Raw genomic sequence first — 24,692 nt, forward strand, 5'->3', positions numbered from 1 at the left:
GCGGATCACCGCCGTCGCCGGTCAAGCTCTGTTACCAGCGGTAGTGGGCGAAGGCCTTGTTGGACTCGGCCATCTTGTGGGTGTCTTCGCGACGCTTCACAGCGGCACCGAGACCGTTCGATGCGTCCAGGATCTCGTTCATGAGACGCTCGGTCATGGTCTTCTCGCGGCGGGCCTTGGAGTAACCGACCAGCCAGCGGAGGGCGAGGGCCGTGGAGCGGCCCGGCTTGACCTCAACGGGAACCTGGTAAGTTGCGCCACCGACACGGCGGGAGCGGACCTCAAGGGCGGGGCGGACGTTGTCCATGGCCTTCTTCAGGGCGGCCACGGGATCGTTGCCGGTCTTGGTGCGGGCACCTTCGAGGGCACCGTAGACGATGCGCTCGGCGGTGGACTTCTTACCGTCAACCAGAACCTTGTTGATCAGCTGGGTAACCAGCGGGGATCCGTAAACCGGATCTACGACGAGCGGCCGCTTGGGGGCCGGACCCTTGCGGGGCATATTACTTCTTCTCCATCTTCGCGCCGTAGCGGCTGCGAGCCTGCTTGCGGTTCTTGACACCCTGGGTATCGAGAGCGCCACGGACGATCTTGTAACGGACACCCGGCAGGTCCTTCACACGGCCGCCGCGCACCAGCACGATGGAGTGTTCCTGCAGGTTGTGGCCCACACCGGGGATGTAGGCGGTAACTTCGATGCCGCCGCTGAGGCGGACACGGGCCACCTTCCGGAGAGCCGAGTTCGGCTTCTTCGGAGTGGTGGTGTAGACGCGGGTGCAGACGCCGCGCTTCATGGGGCTGCCCTTAAGCGCGGGCGCCTTGGTCTTATTGACCTTCGGTGAGCGGCCCTTGCGGACCAGCTGGTTAATCGTAGGCACTTACGTGATCTCCGTTTATCTAGGCTTTGCCTCGCCGGCTTTTTCGCGAGGCCAGGCACTGTCGGTCGTCTTCGCAGCTGCGGTGTACGACCCTAGGCATGCAAAGGTGTGGCATTCACCGCGCAAGAACCCCGCGGACCGGAAACAGGCTCCGCCTCCGCCACGCCAGAGCGGGGGAAGCGGCCTTCATCCACTGCCACACAAAACAATCGAGTAACAGTCTATCAGAGAATCGCCGGCGCCCCTCATTCGCGGTCGCCCCGCCCTCACGCACGGTCGCCCATGCGCTTGAGCAGCCGCTCCTCCAGCGTGGGGACGAGCGTGCGCATGTAGGTCCGGGTGATGTGGTTCTGGTCCGCGTAGATGAGGACATTGCCGATGACCGCCGGGCACGTGGTGTCTCCGCAGAAGGCGTCCGTGAAGTCGAGGACCCGCGCCTTCGGTGCCAGCTCAGCCGCCTCCTGGGTCAGGTCCTCGCCGGTCAGCCCCTCCTTGCGCGGCTGCCCGCAGTCCTGGGGCTCGCCATAGTTTAGGGCCACGCAGTCGCGGGCCAGCCCGCCCTCGCGGCGGGGCGAGGGCGTGCCGACGATCGGATAGACGTCCACGCCGGCCTCGGCGAGTTCGTTCCAGTACTCGGCGAATCCTGCCGCCCCCGGACGGTGGCCGGTCTCGGAATTCACGAAGTTGGCGCTGGCGTAGTAGGAGGTGATCACCGCGTCCACGTCTCCCCCGCCGGTGAGCCGTTCCATGGTCTTCTCGTTCGGTTCGGTGCAGGCCAGGTTTCCGTCCCGCTCCGCCAGCCGCATTTCCGGGTTGAACGGGCAGGAGTTGTGCAGGTAGGTCAGCAGCCGCCAGCCGCGCTCCTTCGCGATCGGTTCCAGCGCGGCGAACCACTGGGCGGCGTGGGAATCCCCCACGAGCGCGACGGTGAAGTCCGAGTCCTTGTCCCCGAAGGTGCATTCCCGCGTCTCCGGCGAGTCCGCCGGACTGGCGCAATCGCCGACGTCGAAATTGTCCTCGGCCGCCAGGCCGGGGTCCGGGACGATCACCTGGCTGTCCGCGGTGAACGTGCGGTCCGCCGCCCGGGTCATGGCGCCCACCCCGAGGTCAGCGGGCGGATCTGCCAGCAGAGCCTTGCCCTGCTCCGCCCGCTCGGCGAGGATGCGCTCCTGCTGGTTGCCCGGCACGAACGCGAGGGTCCCGACCAGGGCGGTGGCGGCGGCGCCGGCCGCCAGCGGGCGCCAGGCCCGGACGTTGAGCCAGCCGAACTTCCGTATCGGCGTCTCCACCCAGTAGAAGCTGATGGCCGCCAGGGCGAACGAGGCCGCGAGCAGCAGCAGGCTGGGCGCCGGGCCCGGCTCCTTGCCGGCCAGGGTCTTGTAGAAGACGATCAGCGGCCAGTGCCACAGGTAGAGCGAGTAGGAGATGTTGCCGGTCCACTGCACCGGCTTGAGGTCCACGAGGCGGTGCAGCGAAAGCGTGCCAGAGGTGCGTCCCGCGGCGATGACGGCCATGGTACCGAGGACCGGCAGTAGGGCGGCTGCCCCCGGGAACGGGTCCGCGCCGTCGAGCAGGAAGGCTGCCGCGGCAATCGTCACCAGGCCCGCCAGGGCCAATAGGCTGCGCAGCTCCTGCCAACGCTCCGTGTAGCTCAGCCCCGCGGCCAGCAGGCCGCCAAGGCCGAGTTCCCAGATCCGCGTGGGGGTGATGAAGTAGGCGGCCGGGTTTCCGGTGTAGGTGAACCAGAGCGCGAAGGCCAGCGAGGCCGCCGTCACCAGAGCAAAAAACACGACGGCGAGCCGTGCCGGCGAAGGTCCGGAGTGCCGTGCGGGGGACCTGAAGGTGCTGCGCCGCTTGCGGATGACGGCGATGGCCAGCAGGACCAGCAGCGGCCAGAACAGGTAGAACTGCTCCTCCACCGCCAGCGACCAGAAATGCTGCAACGCGGTCGCCGAGTCGGCGGCGGCCAGGTAATCCACCGAATCCGCGGCCAGTACCCAGTTCTGCAGGTAGAACGTGGAGGCCAGTGCCTGCGTGCCGACCTGGGCCCACTGGGTCATCGGGGCGAGCAGCAACGTCGCGGCGAGCACCACGACGATGGTCAGCAGGGCCGCGGGAAGGATGCGGCGCACGCGTGCCGCCCAGAAGTTGCGCAGCGACAGGGTTCCGCTGCATTCGACCTCGCGGAGCATGTGGCCGGTGATCAGGAAACCCGAGATAACAAAGAAGACGTCCACGCCGACGAAGCCGCCCGGCAGCCAGCGCGGCTCCAGATGGTAGGCCACCACCATGAGCACCGCGAGGGCGCGCAAGGCTTGGATTTCGGGCAGGAACTTGCGCCGGGCCTTCAATCGCATGTCTTGCAGTCAGTCATGTCCAGGTAAACAGCGGGTTGATACGACATGAACGCGACACGGCCGGGACCGGCTCAGCGGGTCTGCTTGGCCGCCACGAGCGCGCTTTCCAGCTGGTCCGCGAGCGTGAGGATGTAGGTCCGAGTGACGTGGTCGCGGTCGCGGTAGATCATGACGTTCCCGATCACCATGGGGCAGGAGTCGGCGCCGCAGAATTCGTCGGAGAGGTCCACCACCCGTGCCTGCGGCGCAAGCTTGGACGCCTCCGGGGTCAGGTCCTGCCCGTCGAAGGCAGCCGAGCGCGGTTGGCTGCATTGCGCGGGGTCGTCATAGTTCAGGTCCACGCAGTCGCGCGGGTCCGCCCCTGCCCGCGGCGTGGGTGTGTCCGCGATCGGGTAGACGTCGATTCCGGCGTCGGCGAGCCTGTTCCAGTACTCGGCGAAGCCCGCGGCGCCCGGCCGGTGCCCCGTGCCTGTGTCCTCGAACTCGGAGGACGCCGAGTAGGAGGTGATGACGGCGTCGACATCTCCGCGCTCGAGCAGCCGCTCCATGGTTTCGCGGTTCGGTTCGGTGCACTGCAGGTCGCCCTCGATTTCCAGCGTGCGCGGCTCCGGGTTGAACGGGCAGGAGTTGTGGATGTAGGTCAGCAGCTTCCAGCCGCGCTCCTTGGCAATCGCGTCCAGGGCCGGCGTCCACTGTCCGGCGTGCGAGTCGCCCACCACCGCCACCGTCGGCGCATCGGCATCTCCGCCGCTGTGGTCGAAGATGCATTCCGGGGTCTTGGCATCCGGCTTCTGGGCCACGCAGTCGCCGAAGGCGAATTCGTCGTCGACGGCGACGTTCGGGTCGGGGACGATCACCTTCTCCGGTGCGGCGAAGCTGCGGTCCGCTTCCGGGTCCATGGCGTCCGCGCCGAACCGGGCCGGCGGCGCGTCCAGCAGCTGCTGCGTGTGCGCCGCCCGCTCAGCCACCAACTGGTCGCGCTGCTGCATCGGAGCCATGGCCAGCAGCCCGACGACGCCCATCGCCACGACGCCGGCCGCGATCGGCCGCCTGGCCTGCCCACGCAGCCAGCCGGCCCGGCGCACCGGCGTTTCCACGAAGTAGTAGCTCAGGGCGGCCAGGCCCACCGAGGCGGCGACCAGCAACAGGCTCGCCAGGGGCCCTGGGGCACGGTCGGCCAGCGTGCGGTAGTACACGAGGACGGGCCAGTGCCACAGGTACAAAGAGTAAGAGATGTTGCCGAGCCACTGGACGGGCCGCGCGTCCGAAAGCCGATGCAGCGAAAAGGCGCCCTCGGTGCGTCCCGCTGCGATCACCGCGATGGCGCCCAGGACCGGCAGCAGGGCGGCCGTGCCGGGGAAGATGGTGGCGCCGTCGAGCAGGAGCGCCGCCGCCAGGATGGCCGCAATACCGCCCAGCGCCAGGAGCTTCCGCAGCCGCGGGTGCGCGGAGGCGTCCCTGAGCACCACCGCCAGGACGCCGCCGAGCGCCAGCTCCCAGATCCGGGTCGGGGTGATGAAGTAGGCGGCCGGGTTGCCGGAATAGCTGAACCAGATGCCGAAGGCGAGCGATGCCGCCGCGACGATGGCCAGGGCGGGAAGGATGCCGCGGGCGATATTCCGTCCGGCACTGCGGGCCAGCACGGCCGCGGCCAGGACCAGCAGCGGCCAGAACAGGTAGAACTGCTCCTCCACCGCCAGCGACCAGAAATGCTGCAGCCCGGTGGCGCTGCTGGCCGAAGCCATGTAGTCGACCGACTCCCCCGCCAGCACCCAGTTCTGCACATAGAAGGTGGAGGCCAGCGCCTGGGAGCCGATTCGCTCCCATTGCGTCATCGGGCTTAACACGAAGGTCGCGAGGCAGACGACGGCGATGGTCACCAGCGAGGCCGGCAGGATCCGGCGCGCGCGGGCGGCCCAGAAGGCACCGAGCGAGACCCGGCCGGTGTCCCGCAGCTCACGCAGCAGGTGCCCGGTGATCAGGAAACCGGAGATGACGAAGAAGACGTCCACGCCGACGAAGCCGCCGGGGAGCAGCCCCGGCTGGAAGTGGTAGACAACGACCAGCAGCACGGCCAGGGCCCGCAACGCCTGCACCTCGGGCAGGAACTTCCGGGGCTTGCGGCCCGGGCTCTCCTTCGGGCGTGCGGCATCTGGGCTCGCGGTCGACAGCATGCCCGCAAATATAACAAAAAGATAACAGGAAGGTCGAAAGCCGCCCAGTGCCGGGCGCGACCGCCCCGGCTTGTGAGGCACTGGGCGCGGAGCGGCCCGGCCGACCTAGTGCTGGGCGCGGAGCGCGTCGGTCACCTTGGCCGACGCGGCCTGGAGTTTTGGCAGGGCCGTCGCGACGGCCGCCTCGAGGTCCACGGTGCTGTCCGCCAGCGAGGCCTGCATCGACATGTTCAGCGCGGCGGCGAGGCTGCCGTCCGGATTCAGGATCGGCACGGCGACCGAGCGCAGCCCGTTCTCCAATTCCTGGTCCACCAGGGACCAGCCCTGCCGGCGGACCTTGTCCAGTTCGGTCCGCAGTGCGTCGACGGTGCCGATGGTCTTGGCGGTCAGCGGCCGCAGGTCGACCTTCGCGAGGTACTCCTCGAGCTCCTGCTCCGACAGGCCGGCCAGCAGGACCCGCCCCATCGAGGTGGCGTAGGCCGGGAACCGCGTGCCGACGCTGATGCCCACGGTCATGATCCGGCGCGTGTGGATGCGCGCGATGTAAACGATTTCGCCGCCGTCGAGAATGGACGCGGACGTGGACTCGTGCAGCTCGGCGGAGAGTTCCTCGAGCACCGGCTGCACCAGTTGGGGAAGGGACTGACCCGCCAGGTACGAGTACCCGAGCTGCAGCACCAAGGCGGTCAGCTCGAAGACCCGCCCGTCCGTCCTGACATACCCCAGGTCGACCAGGGTATGCAGGAAGCGGCGGGCGGTGGCACGGGTCAGTCCCGTTCGTTTCGAGACCTCGCTGAGGGTCATGCTGATGTTGTCGGCATCAAAGGCCCGGATGACGGCCAGGCCGCGGGCCAGCGACTGGACGAACTGGTCGCCCGGCAGTTTGGTCTCGGTCATGTTCCCCTGCTGCAGTCGAAGGACGTGCTGTCCGGCTACTGGGCCGGAAGCAGCTTCACGTCCATCTTGGACTGCAGTTCCTCAATAGTGGTTCCGAAGGTCTCGCGCACGCGGACGCCGTCTTCGCCAATCAGGAAGACAGCCTCATTAGTGTATACGCGGGTTACACAGTCCACACCGGTCAACGGGTACGTGCATTCGGGCACCAGCTTGGACTTGCCGTCCTTGGTGAACAGGGACATCATCACGTAGACGTCCTTGGCGCCGGTGGCCAGGTCCATCGCACCGCCGACGGCGGGAATGGCGTCGGGCGCGCCGGTGTGCCAGTTCGCGAGGTCGCCGGTGGCGGAGACCTGGAAGGCCCCGAGCACGCAGACGTCCAGGTGGCCGCCGCGCATCATCGCGAAGGAGTCGGCGTGGTGGAAGTAGGACGCGCCGGGCAGCTCCGTCACCGGAATCTTGCCCGCGTTGATCAGGTCCTCATCGATCTCGTCGTCCTTGGCCTGCGGGCCCATCCCGAGCATCCCGTTCTCGGTGTGCAGGGTGACATCCTGCTCCGCGGTCAGGTAGTTCGAAACCAGGGTGGGCTGGCCGATGCCCAGGTTGACGAAGGATCCGGGGGCAATGTCCTTGGCGACGAGCCGGGCCAGCTCGTCCTTGGTCAGCTTCTCGCTCACTGGTTCACCTCATGTTCCGTAACAGCCGGGGTCTTCCCATCGATCTTCACGACGGTGTCCACGTAGATGCCCGGGGTCACGATGACCTCGGGATCCAGCGCCCCGGTTTCGACGATCTCGTTGACCTGGACGATGGCGTGCTTGGCCGCGGCCGCCATGATCGGACCGAAGTTGCGGGCCGTCTTGCGGTACACCAGGTTGCCGGTCTTGTCCGACTTCAGGGCCTTGATCAGCGCGAAGTCGGCGTAGATCGGCGACTCGAGCACGTAGCCCTTGCCGTCGATGACGCGGGTCTCCTTGCCCTCGGCCAGCATGGTGCCGTAGCCGGTGGGCGTGAAGAAGCCGCCGATGCCGGCGCCGGCGGCGCGGATCCGTTCGGCGAGGTTGCCCTGCGGCACCAGCTCCAGCTCGATCTCGCCGGCCCGGTAGGCGGCATCGAAGTGCCACGAGTCGGACTGCCGCGGGAACGAGCAGATGATCTTCTTGACCTTGCGCTCCTTGATCAGCAGCGCCAGGCCGGCGTCGGCCTGTCCGGCGTTGTTGTTGACCACGGTCAGGTCCTTGGCGCCGCAGGCGAGCAGCGCGTCGATCAGCTCCATCGGCTGGCCGGCGTTGCCGAAGCCGCCGATCAGCACCGTGGCGCCGTCATGGATTTCGGCTACTGCTTCCTGAGCCGATTTGGCAATCGTGAGCATACGCTCCGTGCCTCCTTACTTCTTGGTTGCGTTGACGTTTTCGAGCACGACGGCGAGGCCCTGGCCGACGCCGATGCAGATGGCAGCGACGCCCCAGCGGTCGCCGCTGGCCTCGAGCCGGCGGGCGAGCGTGGCGAGGATTCGGATGCCCGAGGCGCCCAGCGGGTGGCCGATGGCGACGGCGCCGCCCCAGGCGTTGACGATCGCCGGGTCGATGTCCCAGTTGTCGATGCAGGCCAGCGACTGCGCGGCGAAGGCCTCGTTGAGTTCGACGGCGGCCACGTCGGCCCAGCTGATGCCGGCGCGCTTGACGGCCTGGTTGGCGGCCTCGACCGGGGCGAAGCCGAAGAACTGCGGCTCCAGCGCGGCGGCGCCGCGGCCGGCGATGCGGGCCAAGGGCTGCAGGCCGAGCTCGGCGCCGGCCGCCTCGCTGCCCAGCAGCGCGGCGGAGGCACCGTCGCTCAGCGGGGAGGCGTTGCCGGCGGTGACGGTGCCGCCCTCGGGGCCGTCGGAGACGGCACGGAAGACGGTCTTGAGCCCGGCGAGCTTTTCGGCGGAGCTGTTCGGGCGGATGGTCTCGTCACGCGTGAGTTCGGTGCCCGGGACGGTGACGATCTGGTTGTCGTACTTGCCCTCGTTCCAGGCGGCGTCGGCGAGGTTGTGCGAGTTCGCGGCGAACTCGTCCTGGCGCATCCGGGAGATGCCGTGCCGCTCGCGCAGCTGCTCGGTGGCCTCGCCCAGGGAGACGGTCCACTCCTTCGGCATCTTCTTGTTGACCAGGCGCCAGCCGAGGGTGGTGGAGGCCAGCGTCATGTCGCCGGCCGGGTACGGCTTCTCGGTCTTGGGCAGCACCCACGGGGCACGGCTCATGGACTCGACGCCGCCGATAAGGATCATGTCCGCGTCGCCGGTGTTGATCTGGCGCGAGGCGATGATCGCGGCGTCCAGGCTGGAGCCGCAGAGGCGGTTGACGGTAGTGCCCGGGATCGAGGTGGGCAGGCCGGCCAGCAGGGTCGCCATGCGGGCGACGTTCCGGTTCTCCTCGCCGGCGCCGTTGGCGTTGCCGAAGATGACCTCGTCGATGCGGGCCGGGTCCAGCCCCGGGGCGCGCGCAACCGAGGCCTTGAGGACCTCGGCGGCCAGATCGTCAGGCCGCACGCCTGCCAATCCTCCGCCGAACTTTCCAAACGGGGTGCGGATAGCGTCATAAACGTACGCCTGGTTCACTAAGGACTCCTTCGACCGCACCTCGTCCGGGCGCGGGCTCTGCTCCGGTGCGGCCGCGGCGTTCTACAGCCGCGGCCGCACCACTGGAAATGCTCGTCATGCCGCACTCTGGTCCGCCAACCGGAAGCCCTTCAAGGTTCGTATCACGAACACCTGTGCGACATAAGAACTATAGCTAGTCCGTTCCGGCCTCGTCAAGGGTGGCAAAGACGCCCTGGGCAACTTTGAAGGCCACGTTGGCGGCCGGCACGCTGCAGTAGATGGCCGACTGCAGGATGACTTCCTTGATCTCGTCCCGGGTCATCCCGTTGGTCAGCGCCGCGCGGACGTGCATGGCCAGTTCTTCCCAGTACCCGTTCGCGATCATCGCGGTGAGGGTGATGGCGCTGCGGGTGGTGCGGGGCAGGCCCGGGCGGGTCCAGATGGTGCCCCAGGCGTACCGAGTAATCAGCTCCTGGAAGTCCTGGGTGAAGTCGTCGATCCCCGCGTTCGCGCGGTCGACGTGGGCGGCCCCGAGAACCTCGCGGCGGACGGCCATACCGTCGTCGTATACGTCCTGCTGGGTCTTGGCCGGATCGAAAGTCCGGGTCATTTCACTCACTGGCGAGTGCTCCTTCGGTGTGGATTGCGGGTGGTTTGCTCAGGCGGCGAGGAAGAACTCGCGCAGCAGCTTGGCGGTTTCCTCCGGTGCCTCCAGCGGCGCCTGGTGCGCGGCGGAAGCGACGACGGCGGCGCGGCCGTTGCGCACGCCGGCCGCCGTGGCCTCGGCGAACGGCGGCGGGCAGACCTCGTCCTGGCCGCCGGCGATCGCGATCACGGGCGTGCCGATTTCGCCGAGGCGGTCACGGACGTCGAAGCCGGCCAGCGCCTCGCAGGCGTGGGCGTAGGCGAAGCGGTCAGCGTTCTGCAGCGTGTGCAGCAGCCGCGTGGTGGCCTCGGAGTTCGCCTCGATGAAGCCCGGGGCGAACCAGCGCTGGGCGGAGCCCACGACCATGGTCGGCGTGCCCGAGTTCCGCACGGTCTCGGCCCGGTCGAGCCAGGCCTGCGGTTCGCCGATCTTGGCCCCGGAACAGAGTACGCCGATGCCCTTGAACAGGTCGGGGTAGTCCAGGCCCAGCTGCAGGCCGAGCGCGCCGGCCAGCGAGACGCCGGCGTAGTACAGGGGCGCGGATGCTTCGATGTCGCCGGAGGCACGCAGCTTTTCCACGACGTTGGCGACGGCGGTGGCCAGTTCCGCCACCGTGAAGGTTTCGGTCGAGGCCGGGCTGGCGCCGTGGCCGGGCAGGTCCAGGCCGACGACTTGGAAGTCCGGGAGGAAGGGGACGGCATCGATCCACAGGGCCTTGGCCCCGGTGCCGAGGCCGGCCCCGGCCAGCAGGACCGGCTTGCCGGCGCCGCCGGCCGAGAGCAGGGTAGGGGTGATTTCGGGGACGGTCATGCTTGGCTCCATTCTGCAAAGTGCTTGGTGATCCGGTTGATCAGTTCGTCGCTCTGGCCCAGGTAGTTCGCAGGGTCCAGCAGCGCCTGCAGCTGCGCGTCCGGCAGGTCCTGCTCCGGGACGGCGCCGCGCAACTGCTCGGCGAACGGCGCTCCCCCGGAGAGGGAATCGTTCACCAGCGCCTGGACCTTGGGCTTGCCCGAGCCGGGCGTCCCGCCGTCCAGCAGCGGGGCGACCGCGGCCATGATCTTCTCGCTGACCACGAGCGGCCCGGTGATGGCAAGGTTCTGCTGCATCGCCTCCCGGTGGACCACGAGGCCGCCGGCGAGTTCGGCCAGGTGTTCCGCCGCTCCCCCGGCCAGCCGCAGCAGCTGGCGCAGCGCCTGCCATTCGACATGCCAGGAGCCGTCCGGACGCTCGTCGATCGCGCCCCCCGCGGCGGCCTGCACCTGCGCCAGGTAGCCCGGCGCGGCCAGCGCCGCGCTGCGGATCAGCACGGAGAGTACCGGGTTCTGCTTCTGCGGCATCGCCGAGGAGACGCCCCGGCCCTCAGCGCGGGGTTCGGACAGCTCGCCGAACTCCGGCCGGCTCAGCAACAGGACGTCGTTGGCGACCTTGCCAGCGGCAGCCAGCACGTCCGCCAGCGCCGCGGCCAGCGCAGTCATCGGCAGGCGGTTGGTCTGCCACGGGGCGACCGGATCGGCCAGCCCCAGGCGCTCCGCGAGCCGCGCCGCAAGACCCAGCGCCCCGCCGTCGTTATTCTCCGCGGAGTCCGCGACCGCGGTCAGCGCGGCCATCGTGCCGGCCGCCCCGCCCCACTGCAGCGGAAGCCGGGACTTAGCCTCCGACAGCTGCACGCCGGACTGTCCGACGCCGGCGAGCCAGTTGGCTGCCTTGAGGCCGAAGGTCGACGGCAGCGAGTGCTGGGTCAGCGTCCGCGCCACCGTGACCGTGCCGCGGTGGTCCTCGGCAAGCTTCGCCAGGGAACGGGACGCCGACTTCAGGTCGGCCGTGATGACCTCCAGGGCGCGGGAGGCCATCACCAGCAGGGCGCTGTCCAGGATGTCCTGGCTGGTGGCACTCTTATGAATAGCAGCCGCCGCGGCGGGATTCCCGGGTTTCACCTGCGCCCGCAGGTCCGCCAGCAGCGGGATCACGGGGTTGCCGCCGCCCTGCGCCCGCTCTGCCAGCGACGCGGCGTCGTACTGCTCCGCCACAGACGCGGCCGCCACGGCGGCCGGGATGCCGGCGTCGATGTAGCCGGCATCCGCCAGCACGCGGACCCACTCCAGCTCCACGTCCAGCACGGCCTGGATGAACTTGTAATCGCTCGTTAAACGGGACACTGCTGTCCCGGCCGAGGCCGGGGACAGCAGCCCGAAATCAGCGTTATCCGCTGTATTCATCTGTGATTAAGCTCCCGGGTAGGTCAGGAAGACCGTCTCGTTCCCGCCCTGCAGCCGGATGTCGAAGCGGAGGTCGCCGTTCTCCTCGCGGGTGGCGATCAGCGTCCGGCGCCGATCCTCCGGCAGCGAGGACAGCAGCGGGTCGTTCGCCAGGGCCTCGGTGTCCTCCGGCAGGTAGATGCGGGTGAACAGCCGGTTCAGCAGGCCGCGGGCGAACACCGTCAGCAGGATGAACGGCGCCTTGCCTTCTTCGGTGGGACCCGGGTTGACCGTGGTGAAGGTGTAGTGGCCGACGTTGTCGACGGCGACGCGGCCCCAGCCGGTGAAGGTGTGGTCGTCGCGCACCAGCGAGCCGTCCTTGCGGGAGATCTTACCGTGCTCGTCCGCCTGCCAGATCTCCAGCATGGAGTCCGGGATCGGTTCGCCGTGGCCGTCGCTCACGACGCCGTGCAGCCGGATGGAGCCCGCGTGGGCACGGTGCACCAGTTCGTGGCCCTTTTCGAAGGGCAAGGCGTAGCCGTAGAACGGGCCGATGGTCTGGCCCGGGGTTGCGACAAGCTTGGTCGTTGCCTCAGTCATTATTCTGCGTCCTCGTCTTCCATCCAGGTCCGGTTGCTGCCGGTGAGCACGATGTCCCAGTTGTAGCCGGTGTTCCACTCATGGCTGGTGATGCTGTGGTCGTAGGTGGCGACCAGGCGGTCACGGGCCTTCTGGTCCGTGATCGCCTGGTAGATCGGGTCCAGCGGGAACAGCGGATCGCCCGGGAAGTACATCTGGGTGATCATGCGCTGGGTGAAGTCCGTGCCGAACAGCGAGAAGTGGATATGGGCCGGGCGCCAGGCATTGTGGTGGTTCTTCCACGGGTACGGGGCCGGCTTGATGGTGGTGAACCTGTAGGAGCCGTCGTCGCCGGTGATGCAGCGGCCGACGCCGGTGAAGTTCGGGTCGATCGGCGCCGGGTGCTGGTCGCGCTTGTGCACATAGCGGCCGGCGGCGTTGGCCTGCCAGATCTCGACGAGCTGGTTGCGGACCGGGCGTCCGTCGCCGTCGAGCACCTTGCCCTGGACCACGATGCGCTCGCCCAGCGGTTCGCCGTTGTGCTGGATGGTCAGGTCAGCTTCCAGGGCGTGCACATCGCGGTGGCCGAAGGCCGGGGACCAGAGCTCGATGGTCTCCGGGTCGGTGTGGTGCAGGTCCTTGGTGGGGTGGCGCAGCAGCGAAGAGCGGTACGGCGCGAAGTCGATCCGCGGCTGCGTCTCCTCCCGGCCACCGTCCTCGACGCTCTTGCGGTAGGCCGCGTGGATGTCGTTGATTTCCTTGTTAATGGTCTCCTGCGAGTCCGCGGTGGCGGCAGGATCCAATACATGGCTGTTCTCGAAACTTTCCGACTGCGTTTCGGTGCTCATCGAGAACTCCTTTCTTGCGTTGCTGCGAAGTTGACTGGGCTGTGGTCGTGGAACGGGACCGCGGGCGGCCGGCCCTGAGCCGCCCGCGGTCCCCTTCCATGGAACTTGGTGCTAGCTGTGCGGCCAGCCGGTGTAGGACTCGGCCAGGTACTGCTGGCCGTAGCGCGAGCTGACCACTGTCTGCAGCTCGCCCAGGGCGCGCTTGACCTCGAAGGGGTTGGCGTCCTTGCGGGTGTGCAGCATGTTGGTCATCCAGTAGGAGAAGTTCTGGGCCTTCCACACGCGCTTCAGGGCGCGGTCGCTGTAGCCGTCGAGCAGTTCCTTGGACTTGGTGCTGTAGTACGAGTCGATGGCCTCGAAGAGGACCTTGACGTCCGCCAGGGCCAGGTTCAGGCCCTTGGCACCGGTCGGCGGGACGGTGTGTCCGGCGTCGCCCGCCAGGAACATGTTGCCGTAGCGCATCGGCTCGCAGACGTAGGAGCGGAACTTCAGGATCATCTGTTCGAAGATCGGGCCGCGCTTGAGCTGGAAGCCGTCCGGGCCGTCCACGCGCTTCTGCAGTTCGTCCCAGATCTGGTCCTCGGTCCACTTCGAGGCGTCCTCGTTGGGGTCGGCCTGGAAGTACATGCGCTGGACGGTCTCGCTGCGCTGGGAGATGAGCGCGAAGCCGTGCGGCGAGTTGGCGTAGATCAGTTCGTCGGAGCTCTTCGGGGCCTCGGTGAGGATGCCGAACCAGGCGAACGGGTACTCGATGAAGTTGTCCGTGCGGTACTCCTGCGGGATGGCCCACTTGCAGATGCCCTGCGAACCGTCGGCGCCCACGAGGATCTCGCAGTGGATTTCGAAGAGCTGGCCCTCGGAATCGGTGAAGCGGATCTTCGGGGTGTCCGTGGTCATGTCCAGCACCTCGGTGTCGGTGACCGAGTAGCGCACGTCGCCGCCGTCGCGCTTGCGGGCCGCGGCCAGGTCGACGAAGACCTCGTTCTGCGGGTAGAGCGTGACGGTCGCGCCCACGAGATCGGGGAAGTTCAGGCGGTGCGATTCGCCGTTGAAGCGCAGGTCAATGCCCTCGTGCTCCATGCCTTCGGTCAAGACGCGGCCGTTGACGCCGGTGTCGGTGAGCATCTTGACGGAGCCGGCCTCGAGGATGCCGGCCCGGTGGGTGGTGCGGATCGTCTCGTGGTCACGCTTCTCCACCACGATGTTCTCGATGCCGGACTTCGCCAGCAGGTGCGACAGCATGAGGCCGGCGGGGCCGCCGCCGACGATGCCGACCTGCGTCTTGATGATCTGCGCGTTCGCGCTCATAAATGCTCCTTCATGGATCCGGGGAGGGCTTTGATCCAGTGTGACTGAGCCTACAAGCGGTCCGCCTTCCCGATCTCATTCAATGGGAATTGCGACGGCGGGGCTTCTGCTCCGCCCGGCATCTCCCCTACCGCGCGGGCGATCCCGCGGGCTCCGGCCATCAGCACCGGCACAAGCGACTGCAGGTTTTCGAAGCCCAGCGGCAGGACGACGCCGATCGCCGCGATGGCGTGCCCGCTGCGCCCGAGGACGGGCACGGCGAGGCCGGTGGTGTCGGTATCCACCCTCCCGTCGAAGGCGGCATAGCCGCGCTTGCGGATCTCCACCAGGTGGCGGCGGAAGTCGAAGGAGACGGCGTCCACGCTGGCCACGGCCTCGGGATGCCGGGTCAGGTACGACTCCTGGACGTGGTTGGGCGAATACGCCAGCTGGACCATGCCCAGCGCCGTCCGGTGCACGGGCATCCGGCCGGCGATCTTCGCCTGGTTGACCACCGACGTACGGCTGGACAACCGCTCGATGACCAGTACGTCGTCGTCCTTGAGGATGGCCAGCTGGGTATGCTGGCGGACCACCGATTGGATGTCCTCCATGAAGGGCATCGCGGCCTGCGCCATGTCCACCGCCGGCGAGCTCCGGTTGGCCAGCTCCCAGAGCCGCAGCCCAAGCCGGACCTGGCCGTTGGGTTCCTTGCTCAGCAGTTCGTGCCGGGCCATCTCGTCCACGAGCCGGTAGGCCGTGGCCAGCGGGACGTCGGCGCGGCGCGAGAGGCTCGCTACGGTCATGGAGGACTTCGTGGCGTCGAAGGAGCTCAGGATCCGGACGAACCGTTCCAGCATCGAATCCCCGGAACGCGAATTGGCCATATGCCTAGGTTCTCACGTTAACGCAGGAGCGCCCCCTGCTCCCGCGGTGCGGGTGCAGGGGGCGCTCCTCGATCAGGAAGGCCGATCAGAGTGGTGCGCGAGGGCCCCGGCGTGGCGGCGAAGCCGACACACCGGGAGCGCACCAATCTTTAGCGGTAGTCGCCGCCCATGTCGTAGTCATCCAGCGGGATGGCGTGGAACTCGGGCGTCAGGCCGCCGTCGACTCCGGGGTAGTCGAAGTCGCTGAAGGCGCTCGGGCCGGTGAAGAGGTTAGCCTTGGCTTCCTCCGTCGGCTCGACCGTGACATTGTTGTACCGCTCCAGGCCGGTGCCGGCCGGGATCAGCTTACCGATGATCACGTTCTCCTTCAGGCCCAGCAGCGGGTCGGACTTGCCTTCCATGGCCGCCTGGGTCAGGACCCGGGTGGTCTCCTGGAAGGAAGCCGCGGACAGCCAGGACTCGGTCGCCAGCGACGCCTTGGTGATGCCCATCAGCTCGTCACGGCCGTTGGCCGGGGTCTTGCCTTCGGACACTGCCTTGCGGTTCTCGGCCTGGAAGCGGCTGCGCTCGGCGAGCTCACCCGGCAGCAGGTCCGTCTCACCGGACTCGATGACGGTGATGCGGCGCAGCATCTGCCGGACGATGACCTCCACGTGCTTGTCGTGGATGCCGACGCCCTGGCTGCGGTACACGCTCTGGACCTCGTCCACCAGGAACTTCTGCGCCTGGCGCGGGCCGAGGATACGCAGCACCTGCTTCGGGTCCTTGGCACCGACCACCAGCTGGTCGCCGACGTTGACGTGCTGGCCGTCTTCGACCAGCAGCCGTGCACGGCGCAGCACCGGGTAGGCAACTTCCTCGGATCCGTCGTCCGGAGTGACGATGATGCGCATCTGGCGCTCGCCGTCCTCGATGGAGACGCGGCCGGCAACCTCGGACATCGGAGCCACACCCTTCGGGGTACGGGCTTCGAAGAGTTCCTGGATACGCGGCAGACCCTGGGTGATGTCGCCCGCGGAGGCTACACCACCGGTGTGGAAGGTACGCATGGTCAGCTGTGTGCCCGGCTCGCCGATGGACTGTGCGGCGATGATGCCGACGGCCTCGCCGATGTCCACGGTCTTGCCGGTGGCCAGCGAACGGCCGTAGCAGAGCGCGCAGGTACCGACGGCGGACTCACAGGTGAGCACGGAGCGGATCTTGACCTCGGTGACGCCGGAATTGATCAGCTGATCAATCAGCACGTCTCCGACGTCCGAACCGCCAGCGGCCAGCACGTTGCCTTCGGAGTCGACGACGTCGACTGCGAGGGTACGTGCGTATGCCGAGTTCTCCACGTCCTCGTGCCGGTGCAGCTCGCCGTTCGAGTCCACGGTGGCAATCGGGGTGTTGAGGCCGCGCTCGGTGCCGCAGTCCTCTTCACGGACGATGACGTCCTGCGAGACGTCCACCAGGCGTCGGGTCAGGTAACCCGAGTTGGCGGTACGCAGCGCGGTATCGGCCAGGCCCTTACGGGCACCGTGCGTCGCGATGAAGTATTCCAGCACCGACAGGCCCTCGCGGTAGGAGGACTTGATCGGACGCGGGATGATTTCACCCTTCGGGTTTGCCACCAGGCCACGGATACCGGCGATCTGGCGGACCTGCAGCCAGTTACCACGGGCACCGGAGGACACCATGCGGTTGATGGTGTTTTCCTTGGTCAGGCTCTTGCGCATCGCGTCGGCAACCTCGTTGGTGGCCTTGTTCCAGATGTCGATCAGTTCCTGGCGCCGCTCGTCGTCGGCGATCAGGCCCTTGCCGTACTGGGACTCGACCTTGGCAGCCTGCGCTTCGTAGCCTTCCATGATGGCGGGCTTCTCGGCAGGTGCGGCAATGTCGGAGATCGCGACGGTCACGCCGGAACGGGTCGCCCAGTAGAAACCGGCGTCCTTGAGGTTGTCCAGCGTGGCCGCGGTGACGACCTTCGGGTAGCGCTCGGCCAGATCGTTGACGATCGAGGAGAGCTGGCCCTTATCCGCAACCTTCTCCACCCAGGGGTAGTCCTCAGGCAGGGTCTCATTGAAGAGCACCTGTCCGAGCGAGGTCTCGATCAGCGCCGGCTGTCCTTCTTCCCAGCCTTCCGGAGCCGCCTGGTCCGGACCCGGGACGAAGCCCGGGACGCGGATCTTGACGACCGAGTTCAGGTGCAGCTCGCCCGCATCGTGGGCCATGATGGCCTCCGCCGGGCTGGCGAAGACGCGGCCTTCGCCAGCGGCACCTTCACGCTTGGTGGTCAGGTGGTGCAGGCCGATGATCATATCCTGCGACGGCAGGGTCACCGGACGGCCGTCCGACGGCTTCAGGATGTTGTTCGAGGACAGCATCAGGATGCGGGCCTCGGCCTGGGCCTCGGGGCTCAGCGGCAGGTGCACGGCCATCTGGTCGCCGTCGAAGTCCGCGTTGAACGCGCCGCAGACCAGCGGGTGCAGCTGGAGTGCCTTGCCTTCAACGAGCTGCGGCTCGAAGGCCTGGATGCCGAGGCGGTGCAGGGTTGGTGCACGGTTGAGCAGCACCGGGTGTTCGGTGATGATCTCTTCCAGCACGTCCCAGACCTGCGGGCGGTAACGCTCCACCATGCGCTTGGCGCTCTTGATGTTCTGCGCGTGGTTGAGGTCCACCAGCCGCTTCATGACGAAGGGCTTGAAGAGCTCCAGCGCCATCTGCTTCGGCAGGCCGCACTGGTGCAGCTTCAGCTGCGGACCGACGACGATCACGGAACGGCCCGAGTAGTCGACGCGCTTGCCGAGCAGGTTCTGGCGGAACCGGCCCTGCTTGCCCTTGAGCATGTCGGACAGCGACTTGAGCGGACGGTTGCCCGGTCCGGTGACCGGACGGCCGCGGCGGCCGTTGTCGAACAGCGAGTCGACCGCTTCCTGCAGCATGCGCTTTTCGTTGTTCACGATGATCTCGGGCGCACCGAGGTCCAGCAGGCGCTTCAGGCGGTTGTTGCGGTTGATCACGCGGCGGTACAGGTCGTTCAGGTCGGAGGTCGCGAAGCGGCCGCCGTCCAGCTGGACCATCGGGCGCAGTTCCGGCGGGATCACCGGAACGGCGTCCAGCACCATGCCCAGCGGGCTGTTGGTGGTGGTCAGGAACGCGTTGACGACCTTGAGGCGCTTGAGCGCACGGGTCTTGCGCTGGCCCTTGCCGTTCTTGATGACGTCGCGCAGCGACTCGGCCTCGGCGGCCAGGTCGAAGGTCTCCAGGCGCTTCTTGATCGCCTCGGCGCCCATCGAGCCTTCGAAGTACAGGCCGTAGCGGTCGCGCAGCTCGCGGTAGAGGCCCTCGTCGCCCTCGAGGTCGGCGACCTTGAGGTTCTTGAAGCGGTCCCAGACCTGCTCGAGGCGGTCGATGTCCGCATCGGCGCGCTTGCGCACGTTGGCCATCTGGCGGTCCGCGGAATCACGGGCCTTCTTCTTGTCGGCGGCCTTGGCGCCTTCGCCTTCGAGGCGGGCCAGCTCGTCCTCGAGGTCGCGGGCGATCGCCGCGATGTCGGAGTCGCGGGTGTCGGCCAGCTGCTTCTTCTCCAGGTCGTGCTCGACCTGCAGGTTCGGCAGTTCCTCGTGGCGGCGTTCCTCGTCCACGCTGGTGATCATGTAGGCAGCGAAGTAGATGACCTTCTCGAGGTCCTTCGGCGCCAGGTCCAGCAGGTAGCCGAGGCGGGAAGGAACACCCTTGAAGTACCAGATGTGCGTGACCGGAGCGGCCAGTTCAATGTGGCCCATGCGCTCGCGGCGGACCTTGGCGCGGGTGACCTCGACACCGCAGCGCTCACAGATGATGCCCTTGAAGCGCACGCGCTTGTACTTGCCGCAGTAGCATTCCCAGTCGCGGGACGGGCCGAAGATCTTCTCGCAGAAGAGGCCGTCCTTCTCGGGCTTGAGCGTGCGGTAGTTGATGGTTTCCGGCTTCTTGACCTCACCGTAAGACCAGTCGCGGATTTCTTCCGCGGTGGCAAGGCCGATTCGCATGAGGCCGAAGGAGGATTCGCTGGACATATGGTCCCTGTTCTCTCTTGTTCTCTAGATCTCTGAATGTCTTTGACGGGTACGGAAAGAGGTACGACGGCGGGCGGCCGGCTTTGCTGCGCCGGCCGCCGCTGCGTCGCTAGACCTCTTCTACAGAGCTCGGCTCGGCCCGCGACAGGTCGATGCCCAGCTCTTCCGCGGCCCGGAAGACTTCTTCATCCGAGTCACGCATTTCAATCGTGGTGCCGTCCGTGGAGAGCACTTCCACGTTCAGGCACAGCGACTGCATTTCCTTGATCAAGACCTTGAAGGACTCGGGAACACCCGGCTCGGGGATGTTCTCGCCCTTGACGATGGCCTCGTAGACCTTCACGCGGCCGTGGATATCGTCGGACTTGATGGTCAGCAGTTCCTGCAGGGTGTACGCGGCACCGTAGGCCTCCAGGGCCCACACTTCCATTTCACCGAAGCGCTGGCCGCCGAACTGTGCCTTACCGCCCAGCGGCTGCTGGGTGATCATGGAGTACGGCCCGGTGGAACGGGCGTGGATCTTGTCGTCCACCAGGTGGTGCAGCTTCAGGATGTACATGTAGCCCACCGAGATGGGGTCCGGGAACGGCTCGCCGGAGCGGCCGTCGAACAGCCGGGCCTTGCCGGAGGAACCGATCAGGCGGTCGCCGTCGCGGGTGACGTTGGTCGAGGCCAGCAGCCCGGTGATCTCGTGCTCGCTGGCACCGTCGAACACCGGCGTTGCAACCGTCGTCGAACCCGACTGGCGCGGCAGGTTCGGCAGGTTCTTGACCCATTCCGGATCGCCCTCGATGTTCCAGCCCTGCTTGGCGACCCAGCCGAGGTGGATTTCCAGCACCTGGCCGACGTTCATACGGCCCGGAACACCCAGCGGATTCAGGACGATGTCCACCGGGGTACCGTCCTCGAGGAACGGCATGTCCTCGATCGGCAGGATCTTGGAGATGACACCCTTGTTGCCGTGGCGGCCGGCGAGCTTGTCGCCGTCCGTGATCTTGCGCTTCTGGGCAACGTAGACGCGGACCAGCTGGTTCACGCCCGGGGGCAGCTCGTCGTCGTTGTCGCGGTCGAAGATGCGCACGCCGATGACGGTGCCGGACTCGCCGTGGGGCACCTTCAGGGACGTGTCGCGGACTTCGCGGGACTTCTCGCCGAAGATCGCGCGCAGCAGGCGCTCTTCCGGGGTGAGTTCGGTTTCACCCTTGGGGGTCACGCGACCCACCAGGATGTCGCCTGCCTCGACCTCGGCACCGATGTGGATGATGCCGCGCTCGTCCAGCTGGGAGAGCACTTCCTCGCTCACGTTCGGGATGTCGCGAGTGATTTCCTCGGCACCAAGCTTGGTGTCGCGGGCGTCGACCTCGTGCTCCTCGATGTGGATGGAGGTCAGCACGTCGTCGGAGACGATGCGCTGGCTCAGGATGATGGCATCCTCGTAGTTGTGCCCTTCCCAGGACATGAAGGCCACCAGCATGTTCTTGCCCAGCGCCAGCTCGCCCTGGTCCGTGGAGGGACCGTCGGCGATGATGCTGCCGAGCTCGAGGCGCTGGCCCTCGGCCACCAGGACGCGCTGGTTGTACGCGTTGCCCTGGTTGGAGCGGGCGAACTTCATGATCGGGTAGTGCGTCTCGGTGCCGTCGTCGTTCAGGACGGTGACCAGGTCGGCGGACACCTCGGTGACCACGCCGGCCTTGGCGGCCACGACGGAGTCGCCGGCGTCGACCGCCGCGTAGCGCTCCATGCCGGTACCGACCAGCGGTGCCTCCGAACGCAGCAGCGGCACGGCCTGGCGCTGCATGTTGGCGCCCATGAGCGCGCGGTTGGCGTCGTCGTGCTCCAGGAACGGAATCAGGGCGGTTGCCACGGACACCATCTGGCGCGGGGAAACGTCCATGTAGTCGACGTCTGCAGCCTCGATCAGGACCGGCTCGCCCTCGCCGCCGCGCTGGCGGACCAGCACGAGCTCTTCGGCGAAGCGGTTGCCCTCGTCCAGCGGCGCGTTCGCCTGGGCGATCACGCACTCGATCTCGTCATCCGCGGTCAAGTAGTCGATCTGGTCCGTGACCAGGCCGTCGACGACCTTGCGGTACGGGGTCTCGATGAAGCCGAACGCGTTAATGCGGCCGTAGGAGGCGAGCGAGCCGATCAGGCCGATGTTCGGGCCTTCAGGGGTCTCGATCGGGCACATGCGGCCGTAGTGCGACGGGTGGACGTCACGGACCTCCATGCCGGCGCGGTCGCGGGACAGGCCGCCCGGGCCGAGCGCGGATAGGCGGCGCTTGTGGGTCAGGCCGGCCAGCGGGTTGTTCTGGTCCATGAACTGCGACAGCTGGGAGGTTCCGAAGAACTCCTTGATGGCTGCCACGACCGGGCGGATGTTGATCAGGGTCTGCGGAGTGATGGCCTCCACGTCCTGGGTGGTCATCCGCTCGCGGACCACGCGCTCCATGCGGGACAGGCCGGTGCGGACCTGGTTCTCGATCAGCTCGCCGACCGCGCGGATGCGGCGGTTGCCGAAGTGGTCGATGTCGTCGACCTCGACGCGGATCTCGTGGTCCTCGCCGTCCCGCTTGCCCGGGATGGTCTTCTCGCCGGCGTGCAGCGCGACCAGGAACTTGATCATCGCGACGATGTCGTCCAGGTTCAGGACCGAGGCGTTCGGATCATCCAGCGGCGTTTCGACGCCGAGCTTGCGGTTGATCTTGTACCGGCCGACCTTGGCCAGGTCGTAGCGCTTCGGGTTGAAGTACAGGTTCTCCAGCAGGGAACGTGCAGCATCGACCGTCGGCGGCTCGCCCGGACGGAGCTTGCGGTAGATGTCCAGGAGTGCGTCTTCCTGGGTTTCGGTGGTGTCCTTTTCCAGGGTGGCCCGGATGGAGTCGTACTCGCCGAAGGTCTCCAGGATCTGGCCTTCGGTCCAGCCCAGGGCCTTCAGCAGCACGGTGACGGACTGCTTGCGCTTGCGGTCGAGGCGGACGCCGACCTGGTCGCGCTTGTCGATCTCGAGCTCGAACCAGGCGCCGCGGGAGGGGATGATCTTCGCGGTGAAGATGTCCTTGTCGCTGGTCTTGTCCGCGGTGCGCTCGAAGTAGGCGCCCGGGGAACGGACCAGCTGGGAGACGACGACGCGCTCGGTGCCGTTGATGACGAAGGTGCCCTTTTCGGTCATCAGCGGGAAGTCGCCCATGAACACGGTCTGCTGCTTGATCTCGCCCGTGTTGTTGTTCATGAACTCCGCCTTGACGTACAGCGGAGCGGAGAAGGTGGCGTCGCGGTCCTTGCACTCCGCCATCGTGTACTTGGGATCGGCGAATTCCGGCTCGGAGAAGCTCAGGGACATGGTGCCCTGGAAGTCCTCGATCGGGGAGATCTCTTCGAAGATGTCGGACAAACCGGAGGTCGTGGCTACGCCCTGGTTGTTTTCTTCCTGGGCCTTCTTGACCCGCGCCTTCCAGCGCTCATTGCCGACCAGCCAATCGAAGCTGTCCGTCTGAAGGGCAAGGAGGTTGGGGACATCCAGCGGTTCGTGAATCTTAGCGAATGAGATCCTGCGGGTGGCTCCATCGTTCGATGAGGCGTCCAGCAGGCTGTTAGCGGTATCAGTATTAGAGGTGCTCGAGGCGACCAAGAGAGGGATCCTTCCACAGACCTTCAGGCTTGTACGCGCCTCCGCACTTCCGGCACACTAAAGTGCCGGTACAACCTGACCGGATCCGCTATATGATCCAAGCCCCCGCCGGATTCCTGTTAAATACAGGAAGGCGTGGCAATGCCCACCGCTATATGAAGGCCGAAGGTTAAGAGGGAAGACGCAAATAATTACTCTACGCCGCGGTTTTCAGAATGTCCAGCGGACGGCAGAATAGCCGGAGGATGCTTAGGCCGCAACGGCCCTCCTCCGGTGTGTCGGCGATCGACGCTCAAACGACGCCAACCTCGAACCAACGGGCCGGCCCGAGCGTGCCTCTCCCCCGGCATCAGCTTGGAACAACGCTTCGGTCCGCCGCGTTCCATTCTATGGGAACGCGTCGATTTCCGGCGCCAGCTAACTGTAGCCTTTGTGCAACCGCAATTTCAAGGACGAAAGCGAGCAAACGGCAGTGTCAGAGAACCAAAAGGACCGGAACGACGTCGTCATTCTGGGCGGCGCACGCACGCCCCTCGGCCGGCTCAAGGGCCAGCTGGCCGCCTTCAGCGCGGTCGAGCTCGGCAGCAAGGCGATCGCCGGCGCCTTGGAGCGCGCCGGGGTTTCGCCGGACGCCGTGGACGCCGTCATCATGGGCCAGGTCATCCAGGCGGGCGCCGGCCAGAACCCGGCGCGCCAGAGCGCCATCGCGGCGGGAATCGGCTGGAACGTACCAACGGTGACCATCAACAAGGTCTGCCTCTCCGGGCTGGCCGCCATTACCGACGCCGCGCGGCTGGTCCGCAGCGGCGAGGCCAGCGTCGTCGTCGCCGGCGGCCAGGAGTCGATGTCCAACGGGCCGCACGTCCTGCCCGGCTCGCGCCAGGGCTTCACCTACGGCAGCGTCAACCTCCTCGACTCCGTGGCCCACGACGGCCTCACCGATGCCTTCGACCACGAGTCCATGGGCGCTTCCACCGAGCGGCGCAACACGGAGCTCGGCATCGGCCGTGAAGCCCAGGACGGAGTCGCCGCCGCCTCGCACCAGCGGGCCGCCGCCGCGGCCGAGGCCGGGATTTTCGACGGCGAGATCGTCCCGGTCACGGTGCCGCAGCGCAAGGGCGACGACCTGGTGCTGACCCGCGATGAAGGCGTGCGCCCGCAGACCACGGTGGAGACCCTGGCCCCGCTGCGGCCGGCCTTCGCCAAGGACGGAACCATCACCGCCGGCAACTCCTCGCCGCTCTCGGACGGTGCCGCCGCCGTCGTTGTGGCCTCCCGCGGCTACGCCGAGGACAACGGCCTGCCCTGGCTGGCGGTCGTCGGCAAGCCCGGACAGGTGGCGGGCCCGGACACGTCGCTGCACTCGCAGCCCTCCAACGCCATCTCCCAGGCCCTGAAGCGGGCCGGCTGGACCACCGCGGACCTGGACTTCATCGAGATCAACGAGGCGTTCGGCTCCGTGGCCGTGCAGTCGCTGAAGGACCTGGACTACCCCGCGGAGAAGTGCAACCTGCACGGCGGCGCCATCGCCCTGGGGCACCCCATCGGGGCCTCTGGCGCACGGCTCGCGCTGCATGCCGCGCTCGAGCTGCAGCGGCGCGGCGCCGGCAAGGCGGCCGTGTCCCTGTGCGGCGGCGGCGGACAGGGCGAGGCCCTGCTGCTCTACCGCGATTAGGAGCGGCAGGTGGGCGAAGC

The 24,692-nt window shown here is 67.3% G+C and carries 18 protein-coding genes; 1 reads left to right on the forward strand and 17 read right to left on the reverse strand.

The features are described 5' to 3' along the window. Positions 1-31 precede the first annotated feature (31 nt). From rpsG to rpoB, 17 genes are all read right to left on the reverse strand, one after another. On the reverse strand, positions 32-502 hold the full coding sequence (gene rpsG / locus OC550_RS10945; RefSeq protein WP_262105809.1) for a 30S ribosomal protein S7: 471 nt from the start codon (positions 500-502) through the stop codon (positions 32-34). A 1-nt stretch (position 503) separates the two neighbouring features. Beyond that, on the reverse strand, positions 504-878 hold the full coding sequence (gene rpsL / locus OC550_RS10950; RefSeq protein ID WP_262105810.1) for a 30S ribosomal protein S12: 375 nt from the start codon (positions 876-878) through the stop codon (positions 504-506). A 266-nt stretch (positions 879-1,144) separates the two neighbouring features. Beyond that, entirely contained in the window at positions 1,145-3,235 is a 2,091-nt protein-coding gene (locus OC550_RS10955; RefSeq protein WP_262105811.1) for an acyltransferase family protein, read from the reverse strand. Between the two features lie 71 nt (positions 3,236-3,306). Further along, a complete protein-coding gene (locus OC550_RS10960) occupies positions 3,307-5,409 on the reverse strand; it encodes an acyltransferase family protein (RefSeq protein WP_262105812.1) in 2,103 nt (700 codons plus the stop codon). Positions 5,410-5,514: 105 nt separating this feature from the next. Further along, positions 5,515-6,306 (reverse strand): IclR family transcriptional regulator C-terminal domain-containing protein, encoded by a 792-nt coding sequence (locus OC550_RS10965; protein ID WP_262105813.1) that lies wholly within the window; start codon positions 6,304-6,306, stop codon positions 5,515-5,517. Positions 6,307-6,341: 35 nt separating this feature from the next. Beyond that, entirely contained in the window at positions 6,342-6,983 is a 642-nt protein-coding gene (locus tag OC550_RS10970) for a 3-oxoacid CoA-transferase subunit B (protein ID WP_262105814.1), read from the reverse strand. Continuing rightward, positions 6,980-7,678, reverse strand: coding sequence for a 3-oxoacid CoA-transferase subunit A (locus OC550_RS10975; protein WP_262105815.1), 699 nt, complete (start codon positions 7,676-7,678; stop codon positions 6,980-6,982). The genes OC550_RS10970 and OC550_RS10975 overlap by 4 nt, the downstream gene beginning before the upstream one ends. Before the next feature lie 15 nt (positions 7,679-7,693). Further along, entirely contained in the window at positions 7,694-8,905 is a 1,212-nt protein-coding gene (locus OC550_RS10980) for a thiolase family protein (RefSeq protein WP_262105816.1), read from the reverse strand. Between the two features lie 175 nt (positions 8,906-9,080). After that, positions 9,081-9,497, reverse strand: a complete 417-nt coding sequence (gene pcaC, locus OC550_RS10985; RefSeq protein ID WP_262106320.1) for a 4-carboxymuconolactone decarboxylase — start codon at positions 9,495-9,497, stop codon at positions 9,081-9,083. A gap of 48 nt (positions 9,498-9,545) precedes the next feature. After that, the gene (locus tag OC550_RS10990; protein WP_262105817.1) at positions 9,546-10,343 is read right to left on the reverse strand and encodes an alpha/beta fold hydrolase; all 798 of its coding nucleotides are present in this window, start codon (positions 10,341-10,343) and stop codon (positions 9,546-9,548) included. Beyond that, entirely contained in the window at positions 10,340-11,749 is a 1,410-nt protein-coding gene (locus tag OC550_RS10995; RefSeq protein WP_262105818.1) for a lyase family protein, read from the reverse strand. Before OC550_RS10995 ends, OC550_RS10990 begins: the two co-directional genes overlap by 4 nt. Positions 11,750-11,755: 6 nt before the next feature. Further along, a complete protein-coding gene (gene pcaG, locus OC550_RS11000) occupies positions 11,756-12,328 on the reverse strand; it encodes a protocatechuate 3,4-dioxygenase subunit alpha (RefSeq protein WP_262105819.1) in 573 nt (190 codons plus the stop codon). After that, positions 12,328-13,155: a protocatechuate 3,4-dioxygenase subunit beta gene (gene pcaH / locus OC550_RS11005; RefSeq protein WP_262105820.1), complete on the reverse strand. Its 828-nt coding sequence runs from the start codon at positions 13,153-13,155 to the stop codon at positions 12,328-12,330. The genes pcaG and pcaH overlap by 1 nt, the downstream gene beginning before the upstream one ends. A 111-nt stretch (positions 13,156-13,266) precedes the next feature. Next, positions 13,267-14,463 carry a 4-hydroxybenzoate 3-monooxygenase gene (locus tag OC550_RS11010; RefSeq protein WP_262105821.1) on the reverse strand — a complete coding sequence of 399 codons (1,197 nt, stop codon included), beginning with the start codon at positions 14,461-14,463 and terminating at the stop codon, positions 13,267-13,269. Between the two features lie 50 nt (positions 14,464-14,513). Further along, on the reverse strand, positions 14,514-15,329 hold the full coding sequence (locus tag OC550_RS11015; RefSeq protein ID WP_262105822.1) for an IclR family transcriptional regulator: 816 nt from the start codon (positions 15,327-15,329) through the stop codon (positions 14,514-14,516). A gap of 149 nt (positions 15,330-15,478) precedes the next feature. Then, positions 15,479-19,369, reverse strand: coding sequence for a DNA-directed RNA polymerase subunit beta' (locus OC550_RS11020; protein WP_262105823.1), 3,891 nt, complete (start codon positions 19,367-19,369; stop codon positions 15,479-15,481). Between the two features lie 109 nt (positions 19,370-19,478). Continuing rightward, the gene (rpoB, locus tag OC550_RS11025) at positions 19,479-22,997 is read right to left on the reverse strand and encodes a DNA-directed RNA polymerase subunit beta (protein ID WP_262105824.1); all 3,519 of its coding nucleotides are present in this window, start codon (positions 22,995-22,997) and stop codon (positions 19,479-19,481) included. 472 nt (positions 22,998-23,469) lie between these two features. Between rpoB and OC550_RS11030 the strand changes: the two genes are divergently transcribed. Beyond that, entirely contained in the window at positions 23,470-24,672 is a 1,203-nt protein-coding gene (locus OC550_RS11030; protein ID WP_262105825.1) for an acetyl-CoA C-acetyltransferase, read from the forward strand. The last annotated feature ends 20 nt before the right edge of the window (positions 24,673-24,692 follow it).

The sequence above is a fragment of the Arthrobacter sp. Marseille-P9274 genome, assembly GCF_946892675.1.
Classification (GTDB): Bacteria; Actinomycetota; Actinomycetes; order Actinomycetales; family Micrococcaceae; genus Crystallibacter.